Below are 17,246 nucleotides of genomic sequence, written 5' to 3' on the forward strand. Positions count from 1 at the left end.
ATATGACAGTTTATTGACAGATACTGAGCCGTAGCTTTTTCAACACTATCTCAAATTACATTCGCCGCATCAACTCTATTCAGGGGTGCGAGAATACTCCATGTAGCGCCTAATGAGCCCAACACGACGTAGCATTTTACGATCTTTGGGATTCACTTGATAATACACAGGATTCGGCACAAGTCCTGCTAGCTTTGCTGCTTCGGCAGCATTAATTTGCGATGCAGATTTGCCATAGTAATATTGAGCTGCAGCCTCTATCCCATAAATACCACGTCCAAACTCAATCACATTCAGATACACTTCTAAGATACGCTGTTTGCTCCACATTCGCTCCATCATCCACGTGATAATAGCCTCTTCACCCTTACGAATATAAGAACGCTGATTAGTCAGGAATAGATTTTTGGCCAATTGTTGGCTGATCGTCGAGCCCCCTGCTACGACATGCCCTTTTTTATCATTTTTTTGCAGTGCGGCACGGATACCATCCCAATCAAATCCATGATGGTATATAAACTTGGCATCTTCGCCTGCGATCAATGCACGTTTTACATGGATACTAATATTTGCATCATCGACCCATTGTTGATCAAGCGGCTTTCCTTCGGAGCTCCAACTATAAGCACGCATAAACATGGAGTGATGAACAGGAAAGTGCTGCCACCATAATAAACATGCAAATACCCAGAGCTGAACGGCAAGGAATAATGACACTAGAACCAACAGGCTGCGAATCAATAGAGCTTTCATGTACGCCTAAGCATCAAAAAAAGTTAAGATGACTTAAGCATAGCCGATTTAACGATGATTCATGTTCGGAAACAGCACCTCTTGAAAATTAAATGAATACTTTTTGATTCTATTTTCAACAAATACATTGAATACTAGGATATTTCTTTGAATTCGCATCAATCACTTCTTTTAACCAAGGTCTATTAGATATCGATGACATGGATTCTATACGCCACACAAGGCTGTCATTTATGCGAAAACGCAACACTTTTATTGCAGCAGCTAGCAATGGCTCGTTTTGTTGATTGGTACCATCAAGATATTATTGATTTAGCACAAGAGGAAACGGAACGATTAGGCTTATTTATTCCCGTTCTCAAGATCAAGCATGAAGAACATCATTGGCCCTTTTCATTGGTTGAACTTATACAGTGGCATCAGGAACAACATCAGACTGCAGTCCAAATCCCATCTGAAATTTTAAAATCAACAGACTAGGAGTTGATTGAGCATGTTTTTATCTAACGTGAAGACTTTGAGATTAACGGGATTTTTTCTTTTAATAAACATCTTAGTTTTTACTATTGAAACATTGAATGGCGTCAATGTTTTTAGTCCATCAACTGTCGATTTACTTCGCTGGGGTGCTAACTTTGCACCACTGACATTGACTGGGGATAGCTGGCGGTTACTCAGTAATATGTTTTTGCATATAGGAATTATCCATTTGGCTGTGAATTGCTGGGCACTCTATGCATTTGGTATTTATACAGAATTTTATTATGGCAGACTCTACTATTTAGGCTTGTATTTAAGTGCAGGTCTAGTTGGAAGCTTAGTGAGCCTTATGCATAATCAGGCTAGCGTAGAGATGATGTTTAAGGGTGATATTCCCCCTATTAGTGCTGGTGCATCTGGTGCCATCATGGGTTTAGGAGGTGCTTTAATTATTGCAGCATGGCGTCCAAAAAGTGGGCTGCATGTTAATCAGACGTTGAAACTAAAACCGCTATTGGCCATTATGGCGATCAATTTTGCATTTGGCTTAAGTGTCCAAGGGATTGATAATGCGGCGCATTTTGGTGGTTTATTGACTGGGGCACTGGTTGGATTGGTTTTCTCTCTTACTGACCAACGATCTCCTACTGTTAAAAAGTTATTCAGAGTCAGCATTTTTTTTCTTTTACTCCTAGTCAGTTGGATCATATTAAAACAGCTTCAAGAACAAGCTGCTGAGCTCTTGCCTATACGTGCAGATATATTGTCAGAGTTGAAACTTCATCCATAATCAAGAATTGAGTCTGTGACAAACTCAAGGGGATAAGCGGCTCTTTACACGAGGATGTTATATCCTGTAGATGAAAAGTAGCTTTTTGCTTTATAGTCTTAGGGTTGCCGTATTTGGGAGCTATACTCATTGAATAAGTATTTTTTTTGATTTCTTTCATTACGTATAAAAACAGCCTCAAAAGCGGCGTTAGTTTAATTGCTATACTTTATGCTAAAAACAGGATTTTTGAATGTCTATACACCCCGATCCATCCATTAATACACGCAATGTTTTGGGTGAACCTTTGGCAAGCTGTTGTTTTAGCCCAATAACGGGTTATTACCGCGACGGATTCTGTCATACCGGATTACAGGATTTCGGTTTGCATACGGTTTGCGTACAAGTGACTGCAGAGTTTTTAAGTTTTTCGATGCAAATGGGAAATGATTTGGTTACACCAATCCCCCAATTTGATTTTCAGGGTTTGGTACCAGGTGACTATTGGTGCTTATGTGTCACACGTTGGAAAGAAGCTCTGGATGCTGGTGTTGCACCAAAGGTCAAATTAGAAGCATGCCATGCTGCGGCATTGTCGGTGGTTACCCTAGAAGAACTTCGTGAGTACGCTATTTAGGAAATGGATAGTGATTTAGCACTCCCCGAAAAGAGTCTATAAATTTTGATTAAAGATAATTAATTTTTTTGGGATAATTCGCGCTAAAATAACCTTCTGCCCAATTCGCTGTCTGTAACCCTTTAATCACGACGCTCATGTTCGTGAAAAAAGCTATTTATATCAATTCATCTACACAGAGTGACTCTATGTCTGCGATTACACTTAATCAATATCTTTTGACTCGTCAAGCCAATAGCCATTCTCCAAGACGTATTAATCACTTATCCGTAGACCTGACACAATTGATTTTGCAAACAGCAATCGCATGTAAAGGGATCAGTGCTGCGTTACATAAAGGCGCGTTGGCAGGGATTTTGGGTAGTGCCAATACAGACAATGTTCAGGGTGAAACACAAAAGAAACTGGACATTATTTCTAATGTTTTAATGGTTGATACATTACTTGGGGGTGGACAGGCTGCAGCGATTGCTTCTGAAGAAATGGATGAAATGATTGTGGCGAGTGATTCTGGTCGCTATCTGATTTTGTTTGACCCTTTAGATGGCTCAAGCAATATTGATGTGAACATGAGTGTAGGAACGATCTTCTCGATTTTAGAGCGTCCAAACAGCAATGCAGTCACGACTGAAGATTTCTTTCAGGCGGGTCAACATCAAGTTGCCGCGGGTTATGCACTTTACGGCCCTTCAACACTGCTTGTTTTAACATTGGGTGATGGCGTCGACGTCTTTACACTAGATCGTGATCTCGGTGAGTTTATTCTCACCTCCGAGAAGTTGACGATTCCTGAAGATACTCAAGAATTTGCAATTAACATGTCAAACCAGCGTCATTGGGAGCCCCCAATGCAGCGCTATATTAGCGAATGCTTAGAAGGTAAGACGGGTGTGCGTGGTAAGGATTTCAATATGCGTTGGGTTGCATCTATGGTTGGAGATGTACATCGTATTTTGATTCGTGGCGGCATATTTATGTATCCATACGATCTTAAAGACCCGAAAAAAGCGGGAAAGTTGCGTTTGATGTACGAAGCTAACCCGATGAGCTTTTTAATCGAGCAAGCAGGTGGTGCCTCTACGACAGGTCGCCAACGTATTATGGATGTCAATCCTGATGGGCTACATCAACGTGTTCCTGTGGTATTGGGTTCGCGCAATGAGGTGTTACGTGTAACACATTATCATTTATCGCCTAATTCCGAATTTCAAGAGTAATCTTCGATATTTCAAAGTATTAAGCGTCTAGCTCTCTTGGTTTCATATTAAGGTATTGTTTGTTTTATGCTTCCCGAAAAACCCTTTTTGCCGATCACGTCTCGTGACAATCCACGTTTAAAACATTTACGTGGTTTGCTTGAGCATGCAAGTGTTCGACGAAAATCGAGCCAAACGGTACTTGAAGGCATTCATTTATTGGATGCTTATCAACGCGCGGGAAAGATCCCAGATAGTATCTTTATTGCAGAAAGCGCACAAACACATCCTGAAGCAAATGATCTGTTGGATGCATGGCCTAGCGTCGCGCGTTTTATTCTTCCTGATGCGCTATACAAAGAAATGCGTACCTTGGGTCAGGGCATCGATATTATGGCTTTGATTGATACTGCATTTGTAGCATTGCCTGAGCAATTGAATACGGATGTTTTGATTCTTGAAGATGTTCAAGATGCGGGTAATGTGGGCACACTTTTACGTACCGCTGCAGCTGCAGGGATTAAACAAGTTATTTGTACAAAAGGTACTGCCCTCGTCTGGTCTCCTCGCGTTTTGCGCGCGGGTATGGGAGCTCAATTTGGCATACAAGTTATTGAGCATGCTGATATTAAAGAGATTCTTGAGCGTTTAACGATACCGTTACATGCAACAAGTTCACATGCAAATCAGAGTTTATATGCGCTGAATCTTAAAACCCCAATTGCATGGCTTATGGGCAATGAGGGTCAAGGTGCAAGTCAAATTGCTTTAGAGAATGCAATTTCAGTCAGTATCCCACAGCCTGGTGGCCAAGAGTCACTTAATGTTGCGGTTGCAGGGGCGGTATGTATGTTTGAAATGGTTCGGCAAAGACTGATTTAGTCCTCCCCCTTTTTTATCATTTCAGAGTATCCAGTACAATACGCCATGCATCCAACTTCGCCTCAAATGACATCCCTGCATGTGCGGGACTGGTTGATGGCAATCGTAGATATTCAATATTGAAACTCTTAACTTTAGCTAAAGCATGGCGTTTAAATGATGCTTCAGCTTTTGCACCATTGAAGAAAACGTGCCTAATCTTTGGATAATTTTGGAATAAAGTTTTAAAGTCGTTCTCAGTTTCTGTCTCCGGCACAATACTTGAATCTAAACTGCCATGACGTTGACAGGTTCGGAGTACATCCCAAAGCGCTATGCCTGAGGACTTTAAATGCATAAGCTTTTCTGGATAAGATGCATCTTGATCAATATCCAAAAGTAGTGACATCACGCGCCAAAATGCATTCTGTGGATGTGCATAGTACTGCTCTTCAGTCAAAGATTTAACGCCAGGCATACTTCCTAAAATCAAAACACGGGCTGAATCAGAGATCACAGGTTCAAAGCTACGGATCAATACACCACTCATGATTCAGCTCGTATTATCAAAATCATCGACATTTAATCGCCCCAACCGGCGCGTTTACGAATTTCAGTCAAGGTGACTTCATGTAATAGCTTGCCATTCTCAAAGATGGGTTGGAGGAGATTTTTTCTTCCTACAAGCTCATCTAAACGAATTGTTTCAATGCCATGTTCAGTTTCAATTACGGCTAATCGTCCGCGCTTACTGCGTTTGGCTTGGCTGGTGATAGGGTCTTTATAAACATCACGCCATATCCCTCCGACATCCGCTGCGCTCGCTTTCATCGCCCAGCCCAGTGTGTCGCGATCGACTTGCTGTAATAAACCACCGCCCATGCCGAATGCCAAGTTATCGACGCTAAACCCTGCAACGATAATTGCATCTAAAATTGTCTGCAAACTTACAGCGTTGATGCCATCTCCTTGGATAATGCGGACATAATCTGGTAGGACCTTATAGCCTTTTTCATTGATACGATAACCAAAGCGTACGGCCAAGCGTTCTAGTGACTCGCGTACAATCTTGACTGGGTCTCCACTGTCAGGGCGAATCACTAAGACACCGCCTTGCTGCTTGACTTCCTCGCGTAGCTCCCCCCCCCACAGATTATCAATGGCATTCCACAAATCATAGCTATCACTGACTACTGCTAGGATTTTTCCGGGACCACCAAATTGACGGAGCATATTACGATAGGCATCTACCTCTCCCTCTCGCCCCCATGAGGTAATCGTACTGTGCTCTGCAGCAGGAATTGAAAATCCTGCGATTTGTTCTGGAGTCGTCATTCCGTACCAACGTGTGGCGGCAATTAAACTACTGACAGTGTCAGTGCCCATGAAATTCACTAGATGCCCTAAACCACCCAGTGCTGCACTTTCTAAGCTTGAGACACCACGCGCGCCAAAGTCATGGAGTTTGAATGGCAGCCCACTTAGTGATTCACAGGTTTTTTCCATCGCGCGGTGAATGATCTGGCGACAGGCATAACTTTGACTCGCCACTGTCGATGGATACCAAATAGCGCGCAACAATGCCGTTTCAAGAAAACTCGTCAGCCAATAGCATTTCGGATCAGTATTGACGATCTGTAGCACGGCATTTTTTGCAGGAAGAACAGTACCTTCAGCAAGCGCTTCAATTGCAATCGGCAAGAATCCATGATGTTGATCAACAATATATTGCCAACCGTCACGGTGAAAGGGTACGCCATGAGCATTTAATAGTAATGCAGCCTCTTCAACATCTGTAGATGTGATCGGATGCGATAGATATTCAATTAAAAATGCCTGTAAACCAAAAAATACCACTTCAGAAAACAAACCACCACGCGGTTCGATATAGCTTGAGATAAAACGTGTGTCCGGGGGATATTGCAACCAATGCGAGTATTTGTAGCTATCGCTATTCAGCAGCATGTTGCTAAGACGGTTCGTTAGTTGACCGATTTTATTTGCGGATGCCATGCCAGAACTCCTCTGTCGGGCAGTGAATAATAAGAGTCAGCCGTCTATCGGCTCGCCTCCTTTTGAACATCTTAAAATTGATCTAAAACAATAAGGACAATCACAATCCGATCATTTCATTCATGATGGCATAGTGATCTTCGTATAATAAATCTGGTGTTACATTTGCTAAGGGAACCCAAAAAGCACTTTTGGCGTCATCGCCCCCTTTTACGCGAGGCAATCCTTCTGGGTCGTTTTTTAATGCAAAGTAAAATGCATGGGTAATCGTGCGACCCCGAGCTGAACGATAGGGATCATCAAAACTACGCTCACCATGCAGCGATCCACGTAGCACAGGATCAGGCACTTTAAGTCGTGTTTCTTCACGGAGCTCGCGGATACAAGCATCTACCAATGTTTCACGCTCACCAATAAACCCACCCGGCAATGCCCACAAGCCACGCCCTGGCATTGCTTTGCGTTCTACAAGTAAAATATGACCCGACTGGACAACAACAGCATCAACAGTCACAAATGTTGGTGGATACGGCGAGCGCTCCCATTGCTTGCGATAGGTATCGATAAACCATGCTTCTTCTTGTAGAAGTGCATAAGCAGATGTTTTCTTAAACTCCGCAAGCAATTTAGATGTACTTTCAGGTACGCGATCTGGTTGAGGCATCGCACCGAGTAAATAACTCTCCCGAATTGGCGTTGCAGAAATGCCTTGATAGTTTTCGACCGGAACAGACGGCCAATGGGGAAACAGGGAGAGGTAGTAGGATGTCTTATCTTTGCTATGACCAATTAAACCAATCCGTGCCTTGGCATTTTTTTTAGACTCGATATCCACAACCGATGCAACGGATTGTTGAACATGTACTACCCAACGCGTATCGTTATATAGACAGTCGTTCAAAGGAACACAGTGGATCCGTTTTGCATCATCGGCATTGAAAGCAGCTAGAATCATTCGTACACGCTCGTCATAACTAAATGCATTACGTGTACTACGCGGTAAGAATGCGGAGCCAATCAACACGATCACTTGACGACTACGTGCTAGAGCTGCACTGATTACGGACTCATGTCCGAAATGGAAGGGTTGAAAGCGACCAATAAACACGAGGTAATCGAAGTCAAATACATCATTTGATGAGTGATCTAATCGAGATTCAGAATCGTTATTCACGCGCAAGCTCCTTGGCGTTGATAAGTGCACTATCGTCTATCGAAGTGCACGTCTTGAATCTAATAGACGACAATGCTGACTGTCAATACGGTTTTGTAGCGGCTAAGAGGTTGGAACTATCCAACCAATGCATTCAACCCGCGTGCTAAATCCTGTTGGATATCTTCGATATCTTCTAACCCTACCGCGATCCGAATGAGTCCTTCAGTCACACCGGCCAGTTGCTTAGCTTCAGCAGATAAACGACCATGTGTAGTTGTCGCTGGATGAGTGATCGTGGTTTTGGTATCACCTAGATTTCCCGTTATGGAAAGCATTTTAGTTGAATCAATGACCTGCCAAGCCGCTGCACGGCTCTGCTCTGGCGTATCCCCTTTTACCTCAAAGGAAACAATTCCACCAAATGCGCGCTGCTGGTTTTTTGCCAATTCATGGCCCGCATGGCTTGGCAAACCACTGTAATACACTTGCTTTACAGCAGGATGTGCTTCTAACCAAAGTGCTAATTTCAACGCACTGGCTGAATGGGCTTCCATACGTAAACGCAAAGTCTCTAAGCCCTTTAGAAAAACCCATGCATTAAATGGACTCATTGATGGTCCAAGTGTGCGAGTCACAAGAAAAACCTCTTCCAGCAACTTAGCACTACCTACGACTGCTCCACCCAATGCTCGCCCTTGCCCATCCAGATATTTCGTTGCCGAATGGATAATTAAATCGGCGCCAAACTTGAGAGGCTGTTGCAGGGCTGGCGTACAAAAACAGTTATCTACGGCAAGTAGAATATCGTGCTCATGTGCAAGCGTTGCCAAGGCTTTCAGATCCGCTACTTGCGACAAAGGATTACTTGGAGTTTCACAAAAAAACAACTTGGTTTTGCCATCCTTAATTGCATCTTTCCACTGGGCCAAATCAGTCAAGTCAACGAATGTTGTGCTTACCCCGAACTTACGCATGTATTTATCAAATAATGCTGTCGTTGTTCCAAACACAGCACGCGAACAAACAACATGATCACCAGCAGCAAGATAAGCCATCGCAACAGACAGAATGGCTGCCATGCCTGATGCGGTAGCAACGCAGCGCTCTCCACCTTCCAAGGCAGCTAAGCGTTGCTCAAAAATACGTACCGTTGGGTTAGTAAACCGAGAGTAAATGTTGCCAGTTTTTTCGCCTCCAAATACCTGTGCAGCTTCGGCTGCACTGCCATAGACAAATGAAGAGGTGAGAAAAATTGGCTCGCTGTGTTCTGCCTCATGGGTTGGAGTATGGCCCGCACGAACAGCTAAGGTATCAAAAGAAAATTGTGGTTCTGCAAGACCATCATTATCTTGGTTAAGTTCGTATTGCAAACCACGGGGTAAACGCTCAGGTAAATCAGTCATGACACTACTCATTGAGATAAAGCAAAAAAACAAATTGGAAAAAACTAACATTCTTCACAAATGCATATATTCTTTAAAGCTTATTATTCAGCATTCAATCAAACATTGTGAAAGCCACTAGGCAGTACGTCAAGCACAAAATCATGTGCTTGAGCATCTCGAAGTCACTAACAAAAAGTTTGAAGCATCATTGACCTCATGCACTTTAATTTTGAGCGGCATGCCAACAGATAAACACCATGTTTATTGTTAAAATAAACAAATTGATCAGGCTTTGCTAAAGCATAAGTGCTGCATTAGAATTCATCGCTCTTTTTCTCATCACTACATTCTAAAAATTACTGTATTCAGGTTTGGAGTCACGTTCATGTCGTCTGTTAAGCGTTCTTCCTTAAAGCGACCACGCTTTAACGTCCCTTCTATTAAGAAACTAACAGAGTCTGCTCGATTTATTAATTTACATGACCGGATGTTTGATAGTGAGAGTCTTGTTCAAGCAGGTAAAACCCCTTTTAATGTCGTTTCCGATAATGTTCAAGAACAAGGTCTCATCAAGTTACGTCATTATCCAGCACTTGAAGGCTTCCCAACCCGTCACCGTGTGCCTGTTGTCATCGTTGCGCCACTCGCTATCAACATGCTAGTTTACGACTTGTTTGAAGATCGCTCTCTGGTTCGCTACTTATTAGAGCAAGGCTTCTCTGTTTATATGACCGACTGGGGAAGCCCAACACGAGAGCACTCACGCTACAACTTTGAAGAATATGTATTGAATTTTTTGCCAAAACTGCTTGAGCAAGTAAGACAACACAGTGGACAGCAGGAACTATCATTGCATAGCTGGAGTATGTCTGGAGTTTTCACGCTTCTCTACGCAGCAGCAACTAAAGATCCTAATATTCGAAATATTATCGTCTTAGGAACACCCGTCAGTGCTTACCTATCCGGTACCAATGGTGCATTCTTTCAACGTGCAGGCAAAGCCATGAATTGGATTGAACAGCATACCGGCTTCCACCCTCGCACACTCCCTGCTGGTTTATTGCATTCTTATGGGTGGACCAATGCTCTCGGTTTTAAGCTCTTAGATATTCAAGGCACCTTGAAAGGTCATCTGTCGATGTTACGTCAACTTGATAATCGAACTGCAGTAGAAAGTCATGCAACACACGGAGCATTTCTCAATCATATGGTTGATTATCCAGGTGGAATCAACCGCGATATGCTCATTAAAGTCTGGATGGACAATGGTCTGGCCCATGGCGAGTTTAAAATTGGTGGCAAGACTGTTTATCTAAAAGACATTCATGCTGCTTTGCTTGCAGGTGGCGGTCGATCCGACACCATGGTGACCATTGATGCAGTAAGACCACTGGTTGATCTTGTCGGCAGTCGTGATACTACCTTTGCCACATTACCCGGTGGTCATGTGAGTATGATTGCGAGTGAAGCGGCCGCCAAAGAATTTTGGCCTGTTCTTGGCGAGTGGCTAGCAAAGCGCTCGGATTAATTTTTAACAATCAAATTTTAGCCACACATTTTGAAAAAGAATGTGTGTTGAGGATCTGCTTTTGACTCTAAGATGCGCCATATATTGCACGGTTATCGATAACTTCGGCGACGTTGGCGTGTGTTGGCGTCTTGCACGACAGTTAGCCCATGAATATGAGATGGATGTTGTGTTGTGGGTTGATGATCTCGCCAGTTTTTCCAAACTTGCGCCAACTTTAGAAGTTGGCTTAGCTCAGCAGAAGTTAGACCAGATCACTGTTTGCTTATGGCAAGAGAATGATCTCATTGATATTCGTGAACACTTTGATCTCGTAATTGAAGGGTTTGGTTGTCGTTTGCCCGATGTCATGATCAATAGGATGGCCAAGCAATCCGCAGATGGACAGCCTCCTGTATGGATCAATTTAGAGTATCTCAGTGCCGAAGCTTGGGTTGTTGACTGCCATGCTATGCCGTCAACTCACCCGCAAACGGGTTTGATTCAATACTTTTGGTTTCCAAGTTTCTATGCAGAAAGTGGTGGTTTAATTCGAGAGGCTTCGTTACTCAATAGAAGTCTCGATCATTCAAGCATTCAATCCGATTTTTGGACAGAATTGGGCATTGGTAATGCGCTGAACTTTGATCGACGTATTTCACTCTTTGCTTATGAGAACGAAGTCATTACCCATTTGTTGTCTGATTTAGTATCCGACCATCTTTCAACACTTTTATTAATCCCTATGAGTAAAGCACTCACGATCGTGAGTGAGTGGGCGGGTCGTGATTTAGAGGTTGGTGATCGAATCACACAGGGAGCATTAACTGTTGTTGTTCTCCCCTTTATGAATCATACAGATTATGACCAGTTACTTTGGGCATGTGATTTAAATATTGTCCGTGGGGAAGACTCTTTTATTCGCGCACAATGGTCAGGGAAGCCATTACTTTGGCAAATCTATCCGCAAGAAGATGATGCTCATCTTTTAAAACTTGATGCATTCGTAGACTATGTTGCATCTAGCGTTGATACCCATCCTTCTTGGCTTCAAGCAATGAACGCTTGGAATAGTACAAGTACCCAAGATCATTCATGGGCATCTTATCTGGCTCACTTATCCTGTTGGACCATCTCTGCACTGGATTGGCAGAAACATCTAACCATGCAGTCAGATCTTGCGAAGCGGTTAATGCATTTCTATGACCAAATGGCTGCTAAAAATTGAACATTTTATCAATAAGCAGTAAATAACCTTCAAATAATCATAAAACCGGATAACAACACACATAACAGTCATGAATTTGGTTAAAAAATCGGGTAGAATCGCGCCTTACCGAAACGCTCCATAGGATTCACCCCACATGAAAACCGCACAAGAAGTCAAATCTGGCAACGTAATTATGGTCAACGGCAACCCTATGGTTGTTTTGAAAACCGAATTCAACAAATCAGGCCGTAACTCAGCCGTTGTCAAAATGAAAATGAAGAACTTGTTGAATGAACAGGCTCAAGAGTCTGTATATAAAGCTGATGAAAAGTTTGATCAAATCATTCTTGAAACACGTGATGTGACTTACTCTTATTTCGCTGATCCAATGTACATTTTCATGGACGACGAATTCAACCAGTACGAAGTTGAAGAAGAAAACTTAGGCGATACCAAGAACTTCATCGAAGATGGCATGACTGATGTTTGTGAAGTCACCATGTATGAAGGTAAAGCAATCTCTGTAGAGTTACCAACGATCATCGTACGTGAAGTTGAATACACAGAACCTGCAGCTAAAGGTGATACCTCAGGTAAAGTCACCAAAATTGCAAGATTGAAATCGGGTTATGAGTTGCAAGTTGCATCATTCATCGAAATCGGTGAGCGTATTGAAATTGACTCACGCGATGGTTCATTCCGCGCACGCGCTAAAGGCTAATTTTGTTTTTTTAGTAATACTTTGAAAACTGAATGTCTACATGTTAAAAAGAGAGCCTAGGCTCTCTTTTTTTATATGGTATGCGTTATAGGAGTGTTTATGCATCCTAGCAAAGTGGATCGAAATCTTCTCACTCAACTAACAGATCTTCCAAATATTGGTAAGGCTTGTGCAGCATATCTACATTTGCTCGGATTTTTTAAACCCCAGCAATTGATCGGTGTCGATCCTTATGTCTTATACGAATCTATTTGTTTAAAGACAGGTGTTAAGCATGACCCATGTATGATTGATACCTTTATTTCAATTACTCGGTTTATGGATGGCGAGGAAGCAAAACCATGGTGGGCGTATACTGCTGAGAGAAAACAAAAAATAAGTTTAAATACTAAAATTAAATAATAATCTTCTGGATACTACCAAAAATCTTATCGCCCGCATCGCCTAATCCAGGCACGATATAGCCTTGTTCATTTAGCCCTTGATCAACAGAAGCAGTATAAATTTCAACATCAGGATGAGCATCCGCAACGCGTTTTATCCCCTCTGGTGCGGCGACGAGGACCATAACGCGAATATCTTTACAACCAGATGTTTTTAGTACATCAATCGCCGCAACGAGTGAGCTTCCCGTCGCAAGCATTGGGTCGATGATTAGTCCTAAACGATTAGCAATATCAGGAACCATTTTCGAATAATAGGTCCGAGCTTTAAGTGTTTCCTCATCCCGTTCTAATCCGAGCACGCTTACTTTTGCACTGGGGACCAGGTTTAAAACACCATCAAGCATGCCGATTCCTGCCCTTAAAATCGGTACTACGGTTATTTTCTTGCCTGCAATTCTCTGCACAGTCACAGGACCTGCCCATCCTACAATCTCTTGATCTTCAAGTACTAGGTCTTTAGTCGCCTCATAGGTCAAGAGCATCGTCACTTCTTGTGCAAGCTCACGAAAGTTCTTAGTGCTGATATCTGCGCGGCGCATTAAACCTAATTTATGCCGAATCAGCGGATGACGAATTTCGTGAGTAGGCATAATCTAAAACTCCAAAATTTGTGAGTGAATCATTTTGTGGTCAAGCAAAAATATTAACCATCAAGAACATTTGATGGTATTTTTCTATTCGAAAATAAAGGCAATAACTGTATTAAAACAATACACAGTAAAATTAAAATACAGCCCAATATGCCTTCAAAGTCCAAGATTTCGCCGAGTAGTAAAAAACCAAAGAAGGATGCAAATAAAGTTTCAGATGACATGACTATTGCCGCGTCAGCAGCTTGAGTATAACGCTGCGCAATCACCTGCCCCGTATAAGCAATACCAACTGATATTAAACCTGCATAGAGAATAGCAGCGGATGCTTGCTCCATGCCTGCAAGAGAAAAGGGTTCTTTTATTAAGCCCCAAACGAGCCCTAAAGCACCTGCGACAAAGAACTGTGAAAATGCGACGAGAAAAGGAGAATTCAGTCGCTCAGCGATGCGTCCAACAAATACGATCTGTAGCGCCCAAAATGGACAACTTGCCAGTACCCAGCTGTCCCCAGAACCAAAAGTGAGTGAATCAATGCCAGAAAGCAACCCTATGCCGATCACGCAACCGATGGATAAGGGCCATACAGACCAATGGGGCCGCTGACGTAGAATTAACCAAGACAATAAGGGCACCATAGGCACATAGAAGCCGGTGAGGAAACCCGCATTAGTCACGCTCGTACTGGCAATACCGACTTGCTGCAAGAGTGCTGCAACAAACAAAAAAACACCTAACATTGCCAATTGAAAAAAATCATTTTTTTTATAAAGATAGGTATTTGGTTGAGCACTGAGCTGTATGGCTCGTTGCCGTTTTTTGTATTCTCGGTATACCAGTGGTGAAATCGCGAGCGTACCAAGCAAAAAACGTAACCCTGTAAAGGTGATTGCACCAACCCCTTCAAGATTTTTTTGCACAACAAATGTGGTTCCCCAGATTAGAGAAACCACCAGAAGCAATAAATTTGCCTGTAAACGACTCATATTAGGGCAACGTAATTTATAAGAAGAGTAAGCAAAAAAACTTTAAAAAACAATTTGGATCAAGACTTGACCATGGCTTAATTAAAATTCAAGTTGATGCAAAATTATACCAATATTTGACTCATTGGTATAATTTTTATTTGACGAATAACCAGACTAAATCAATGATTTATTTGACCAAGAAACGTGCGAATACGAGGGTTTTCTTGTGCAGAAAAAAACTGCTCTGGTGGTGCATCTTGTGCGATACAGCCTTGGTCAAAAAATAGAATCCGGTCACCGACTTCTCGTGCAAAGCCCATTTCATGAGTAACAACAATCATCGTCATGCCCGATTTTGCAAGTTCCTTCATGACGTCAAGAACCTCTTTAACCATTTCTGGATCAAGCGCAGATGTTGGCTCATCAAACAGCAGTACCTCTGGCTTCATGGCGAGTGCACGGGCGATTGCGACACGTTGCTGCTGCCCTCCAGACAATGCAAAGGGATATTTTGAAGCATGATCTAACATCCCTACTCGTTCAAGGAGTTGTAATGCTTCGATATTTGCTTGCTCTTTGGATAACTTACGAACCCGTCTTGGTGCAAGTGTAATGTTTTCAAGGACGGTCATATGTGGGAATAGATTGAACTGCTGGAAAACCATACCTACTTCGGCGCGCAAAGCACTTAAGTGACGTAAATCATCGTCAACTTCGATGTCGTTGATAATAATCGTCCCACTATCATGGCGTTCCATACGATTCAGCATACGTAATAGCGTGCTTTTTCCTGATCCGGATGCGCCTATAATGACGGCGACTTCACCAGCATTAAAATGCGTACTGATATTTTGCAGTACATGAGCACTGCCAAAATATTTATTAACGTGATCAATGGTAATTAATGGCTTAATCATGATTGTCGTCCCTCGACATCAAATCGACGTTCAACTGCATTTGAAATTTGCGTCAGGATGGTAGTCAGCAATAGGTAAATGACCGCGGTCGTCATCAACGTTGGAATGGGCTGAAATGTCTCGGCTTGAATACGGTTGCCGACATTAGTGAGCTCCACCACACCTATCGCATAGGCTAACGAGGTGTCTTTAAGCAATGCGATAAAATTATTAACCAGAGGAGGTAATGCGACTTTGAATGCTTGTGGAAAAACAATGTCAGTTGCTGTATGCCAAGCAGATAATCCTAATGATTGTGCAGCTTCGACTTGTCCCTTGGGTACGGCAAGTAGGCCTGAACGAATTGCTTCGGCATTATAGGCACCTGCATTCAACGCTAAAGCGATTGCAGCGGAAGTGAAATCGGAAAACTGGAGTGATGGGATAAAAATAGGCAATGCCAGATATACAAATAAAATCTGGACTAGAAGTGGTGTCCCACGGATAACCCAAATATAAAACCCTGAAATCAAGCGAATAATACCAAAACGGGATAATTTACCTAATGCAGCTATCACCCCCAACACGACGCCGATTACCCCTGCAATAATTGCCAATTCCACTGTTATACGCGTGGCTTTAGCAAACTCCTGAGCGTTTTCTCCGATGGGTGATGGGATATGCGCTAGGGGAATCGCAAGAAGCCATAGGAATAGCAGCAAAATGACGATGGCGATCGCAATCGTCGCAGAACTTTTGCTCTGTCGTCCCCAACTGGCAGGCCAGCTTAAAAATTTTAATGACACTAATTTTCTCAACTACTTAAATATCATAAACAATACAACAAGAACACAACGTCCATACTGTCAAATTCTATTTACAACGAATATCTTCTTTAAAATATTTATTAGAAATTGCGGCATAGGTGCCATCTGCAAGGATCTGATTAAAGGCTTTGTTATAAGCGTCTGCTAATGGAATATTTCCTTTGGATACAAGGGCGCCTACTTTTTCAACAAAAACAAAATCACCAATCTTAAGTCCAGATGAGGGATTCGCTGCAATTGCAGCCTTAGCTAAAAATTTGTCCGAAACCCACGCGTCGGCACGTCCCATTGTCACTGCAGCTTGAGCATCAGTATCTTTAGGGAAGGTTTTGATATCTTTAATATTGGGAACTTTTTTAAGATTTTCGAGATAAGATGTCCCAACCTGAACAACCACATTTTTTCCTGCTAGATTTGCCACACTACGTATTGCAGGGTCTTTAGACACAATGACCCCTCCAGTACAATAATGAGGCGTTGTAAACGTAACGACTTTAGCACGTGATTCAGTAATTCCGTGCGATGCGATAACCAGATCCCATCGATCTTGTTGTAGACCAGCTATGAGCGCATCAAAGCCTACACTTTTCCACTCAACAGTAAGTCCCATTTTTTGAGCAACCGCATTAGCGATGTCGATCTCAAAACCAGTGAGCTTACCTGCTTGAAAATAATTAAAGGGGCTAAACTGCCCTTCGGTCGCAATGATGATTTTATGATCTTTTTCTATGGCAGATAGTGAGCGCGCATCGACCCTTTGTAAAGGCAGCAATGCAAGCCCTGCCAAAATGCCAGTTATACTTAAAGATACGATATTTTTTGCTTTCATAC

At 42.6% G+C, this 17,246-nt stretch carries 19 protein-coding genes; 9 read left to right on the top strand and 10 right to left on the bottom strand.

Annotated elements, in window-relative coordinates:
• Window positions 1–75: 75 nt before the first annotated feature.
• Window positions 76–753: a monofunctional biosynthetic peptidoglycan transglycosylase gene (mtgA, locus tag HYN46_RS07875; protein WP_114898868.1), complete on the bottom strand. Its 678-nt coding sequence runs from the start codon at window positions 751–753 to the stop codon at window positions 76–78.
• Window positions 754–948: 195 nt separating this feature from the next.
• On the opposite strand from mtgA, the gene HYN46_RS07880 reads away from it, so the two are divergent.
• The 5 genes from HYN46_RS07880 to HYN46_RS07900 all read left to right on the top strand — a co-directional run bounded on the left by HYN46_RS07880 (window position 949) and on the right by HYN46_RS07900 (window position 4,717).
• A complete protein-coding gene (locus HYN46_RS07880) occupies window positions 949–1,233 on the top strand; it encodes a glutaredoxin family protein (RefSeq protein WP_114898869.1) in 285 nt (94 codons plus the stop codon).
• A 13-nt stretch (window positions 1,234–1,246) separates the two neighbouring features.
• Entirely contained in the window at window positions 1,247–2,023 is a 777-nt protein-coding gene (locus HYN46_RS07885; protein ID WP_114898870.1) for a rhomboid family intramembrane serine protease, read from the top strand.
• A gap of 232 nt (window positions 2,024–2,255) precedes the next feature.
• Window positions 2,256–2,639: a DUF2237 family protein gene (locus HYN46_RS07890; protein WP_114898871.1), complete on the top strand. Its 384-nt coding sequence runs from the start codon at window positions 2,256–2,258 to the stop codon at window positions 2,637–2,639.
• Between the two features lie 188 nt (window positions 2,640–2,827).
• Window positions 2,828–3,856, top strand: coding sequence for a class 1 fructose-bisphosphatase (locus HYN46_RS07895; protein WP_114898872.1), 1,029 nt, complete (start codon window positions 2,828–2,830; stop codon window positions 3,854–3,856).
• 66 nt (window positions 3,857–3,922) lie between these two features.
• Entirely contained in the window at window positions 3,923–4,717 is a 795-nt protein-coding gene (locus tag HYN46_RS07900; RefSeq protein ID WP_114898873.1) for a TrmH family RNA methyltransferase, read from the top strand.
• A 16-nt stretch (window positions 4,718–4,733) separates the two neighbouring features.
• Here HYN46_RS07900 and HYN46_RS07905 read toward each other — a convergent pair whose 3' ends face one another.
• From HYN46_RS07905 to HYN46_RS07920, 4 genes are all read right to left on the bottom strand, one after another.
• Window positions 4,734–5,246 carry a DNA-deoxyinosine glycosylase gene (locus HYN46_RS07905; protein ID WP_114898874.1) on the bottom strand — a complete coding sequence of 171 codons (513 nt, stop codon included), beginning with the start codon at window positions 5,244–5,246 and terminating at the stop codon, window positions 4,734–4,736.
• Window positions 5,247–5,278: 32 nt separating this feature from the next.
• A complete protein-coding gene (locus HYN46_RS07910; RefSeq protein WP_114898875.1) occupies window positions 5,279–6,709 on the bottom strand; it encodes a nicotinate phosphoribosyltransferase in 1,431 nt (476 codons plus the stop codon).
• A gap of 100 nt (window positions 6,710–6,809) precedes the next feature.
• Complete coding sequence (locus HYN46_RS07915) at window positions 6,810–7,883, bottom strand: bifunctional nicotinamide-nucleotide adenylyltransferase/Nudix hydroxylase (RefSeq protein ID WP_114898876.1); 1,074 nt, start codon at window positions 7,881–7,883, stop codon at window positions 6,810–6,812.
• Between the two features lie 116 nt (window positions 7,884–7,999).
• On the bottom strand, window positions 8,000–9,268 hold the full coding sequence (locus HYN46_RS07920) for an O-succinylhomoserine sulfhydrylase (protein ID WP_114898877.1): 1,269 nt from the start codon (window positions 9,266–9,268) through the stop codon (window positions 8,000–8,002).
• Window positions 9,269–9,635: 367 nt separating this feature from the next.
• Between HYN46_RS07920 and HYN46_RS07925 the strand changes: the two genes are divergently transcribed.
• The 4 genes from HYN46_RS07925 (at window position 9,636) to HYN46_RS07940 (ending at window position 13,090) form a co-directional block, all read left to right on the top strand.
• Window positions 9,636–10,778: an alpha/beta fold hydrolase gene (locus HYN46_RS07925; protein WP_114898878.1), complete on the top strand. Its 1,143-nt coding sequence runs from the start codon at window positions 9,636–9,638 to the stop codon at window positions 10,776–10,778.
• Window positions 10,779–10,839: 61 nt separating this feature from the next.
• Window positions 10,840–11,985, top strand: a complete 1,146-nt coding sequence (gene earP, locus HYN46_RS07930; protein ID WP_162818122.1) for an elongation factor P maturation arginine rhamnosyltransferase EarP — start codon at window positions 10,840–10,842, stop codon at window positions 11,983–11,985.
• A gap of 136 nt (window positions 11,986–12,121) precedes the next feature.
• The gene (efp, locus tag HYN46_RS07935) at window positions 12,122–12,688 is read left to right on the top strand and encodes an elongation factor P (RefSeq protein WP_114898880.1); all 567 of its coding nucleotides are present in this window, start codon (window positions 12,122–12,124) and stop codon (window positions 12,686–12,688) included.
• A 99-nt stretch (window positions 12,689–12,787) separates the two neighbouring features.
• Window positions 12,788–13,090: a helix-hairpin-helix domain-containing protein gene (locus tag HYN46_RS07940; protein WP_114898881.1), complete on the top strand. Its 303-nt coding sequence runs from the start codon at window positions 12,788–12,790 to the stop codon at window positions 13,088–13,090.
• On the opposite strand, the gene upp is transcribed toward HYN46_RS07940, so the two are convergent.
• The 5 genes from upp to HYN46_RS07965 form a co-directional block, all read right to left on the bottom strand.
• Window positions 13,083–13,724 (bottom strand): uracil phosphoribosyltransferase, encoded by a 642-nt coding sequence (upp, locus tag HYN46_RS07945; protein WP_114898882.1) that lies wholly within the window; start codon window positions 13,722–13,724, stop codon window positions 13,083–13,085. The two genes, HYN46_RS07940 and upp, sit on opposite strands and share 8 nt — an antisense overlap.
• A 53-nt stretch (window positions 13,725–13,777) precedes the next feature.
• Window positions 13,778–14,710, bottom strand: coding sequence for a DMT family transporter (locus HYN46_RS07950; RefSeq protein WP_114898883.1), 933 nt, complete (start codon window positions 14,708–14,710; stop codon window positions 13,778–13,780).
• Window positions 14,711–14,871: 161 nt separating this feature from the next.
• Window positions 14,872–15,609 (bottom strand): amino acid ABC transporter ATP-binding protein, encoded by a 738-nt coding sequence (locus tag HYN46_RS07955; RefSeq protein WP_114898884.1) that lies wholly within the window; start codon window positions 15,607–15,609, stop codon window positions 14,872–14,874.
• Window positions 15,606–16,394 carry an amino acid ABC transporter permease gene (locus tag HYN46_RS07960; protein ID WP_114898885.1) on the bottom strand — a complete coding sequence of 263 codons (789 nt, stop codon included), beginning with the start codon at window positions 16,392–16,394 and terminating at the stop codon, window positions 15,606–15,608. The genes HYN46_RS07955 and HYN46_RS07960 overlap by 4 nt, the downstream gene beginning before the upstream one ends.
• Before the next feature lie 67 nt (window positions 16,395–16,461).
• Complete coding sequence (locus HYN46_RS07965; RefSeq protein ID WP_114898886.1) at window positions 16,462–17,244, bottom strand: ABC transporter substrate-binding protein; 783 nt, start codon at window positions 17,242–17,244, stop codon at window positions 16,462–16,464.
• Between the last annotated feature and the right edge of the window lie 2 nt (window positions 17,245–17,246).

The organism is Aquirhabdus parva, assembly GCF_003351745.1.
Classification (GTDB): Bacteria; Pseudomonadota; Gammaproteobacteria; order Pseudomonadales; family Moraxellaceae; genus Aquirhabdus; species Aquirhabdus parva.

Excerpts from the sequence above, each read along its gene's own strand:
- mtgA (WP_114898868.1), bottom strand. The coding sequence starts at position 753 with ATGAAAGCTCTATTGATTCGCAGCCTGTTGGTTCTAGTGTCATTATTC.
- HYN46_RS07880 (WP_114898869.1), top strand. The coding sequence starts at position 949 with ATGACATGGATTCTATACGCCACACAAGGCTGTCATTTATGCGAAAAC.
- HYN46_RS07885 (WP_114898870.1), top strand. The coding sequence starts at position 1,247 with ATGTTTTTATCTAACGTGAAGACTTTGAGATTAACGGGATTTTTTCTT.
- HYN46_RS07890 (WP_114898871.1), top strand. The coding sequence starts at position 2,256 with ATGTCTATACACCCCGATCCATCCATTAATACACGCAATGTTTTGGGT.
- HYN46_RS07895 (WP_114898872.1), top strand. The coding sequence starts at position 2,828 with ATGTCTGCGATTACACTTAATCAATATCTTTTGACTCGTCAAGCCAAT.
- HYN46_RS07900 (WP_114898873.1), top strand. The coding sequence starts at position 3,923 with ATGCTTCCCGAAAAACCCTTTTTGCCGATCACGTCTCGTGACAATCCA.
- HYN46_RS07905 (WP_114898874.1), bottom strand. The coding sequence starts at position 5,246 with ATGAGTGGTGTATTGATCCGTAGCTTTGAACCTGTGATCTCTGATTCA.
- HYN46_RS07910 (WP_114898875.1), bottom strand. The coding sequence starts at position 6,709 with ATGGCATCCGCAAATAAAATCGGTCAACTAACGAACCGTCTTAGCAAC.
- HYN46_RS07920 (WP_114898877.1), bottom strand. The coding sequence starts at position 9,268 with ATGACTGATTTACCTGAGCGTTTACCCCGTGGTTTGCAATACGAACTT.
- HYN46_RS07925 (WP_114898878.1), top strand. The coding sequence starts at position 9,636 with ATGTCGTCTGTTAAGCGTTCTTCCTTAAAGCGACCACGCTTTAACGTC.
- efp (WP_114898880.1), top strand. The coding sequence starts at position 12,122 with ATGAAAACCGCACAAGAAGTCAAATCTGGCAACGTAATTATGGTCAAC.
- HYN46_RS07940 (WP_114898881.1), top strand. The coding sequence starts at position 12,788 with ATGCATCCTAGCAAAGTGGATCGAAATCTTCTCACTCAACTAACAGAT.
- upp (WP_114898882.1), bottom strand. The coding sequence starts at position 13,724 with ATGCCTACTCACGAAATTCGTCATCCGCTGATTCGGCATAAATTAGGT.
- HYN46_RS07950 (WP_114898883.1), bottom strand. The coding sequence starts at position 14,710 with ATGAGTCGTTTACAGGCAAATTTATTGCTTCTGGTGGTTTCTCTAATC.
- HYN46_RS07955 (WP_114898884.1), bottom strand. The coding sequence starts at position 15,609 with ATGATTAAGCCATTAATTACCATTGATCACGTTAATAAATATTTTGGC.
- HYN46_RS07965 (WP_114898886.1), bottom strand. The coding sequence starts at position 17,244 with ATGAAAGCAAAAAATATCGTATCTTTAAGTATAACTGGCATTTTGGCA.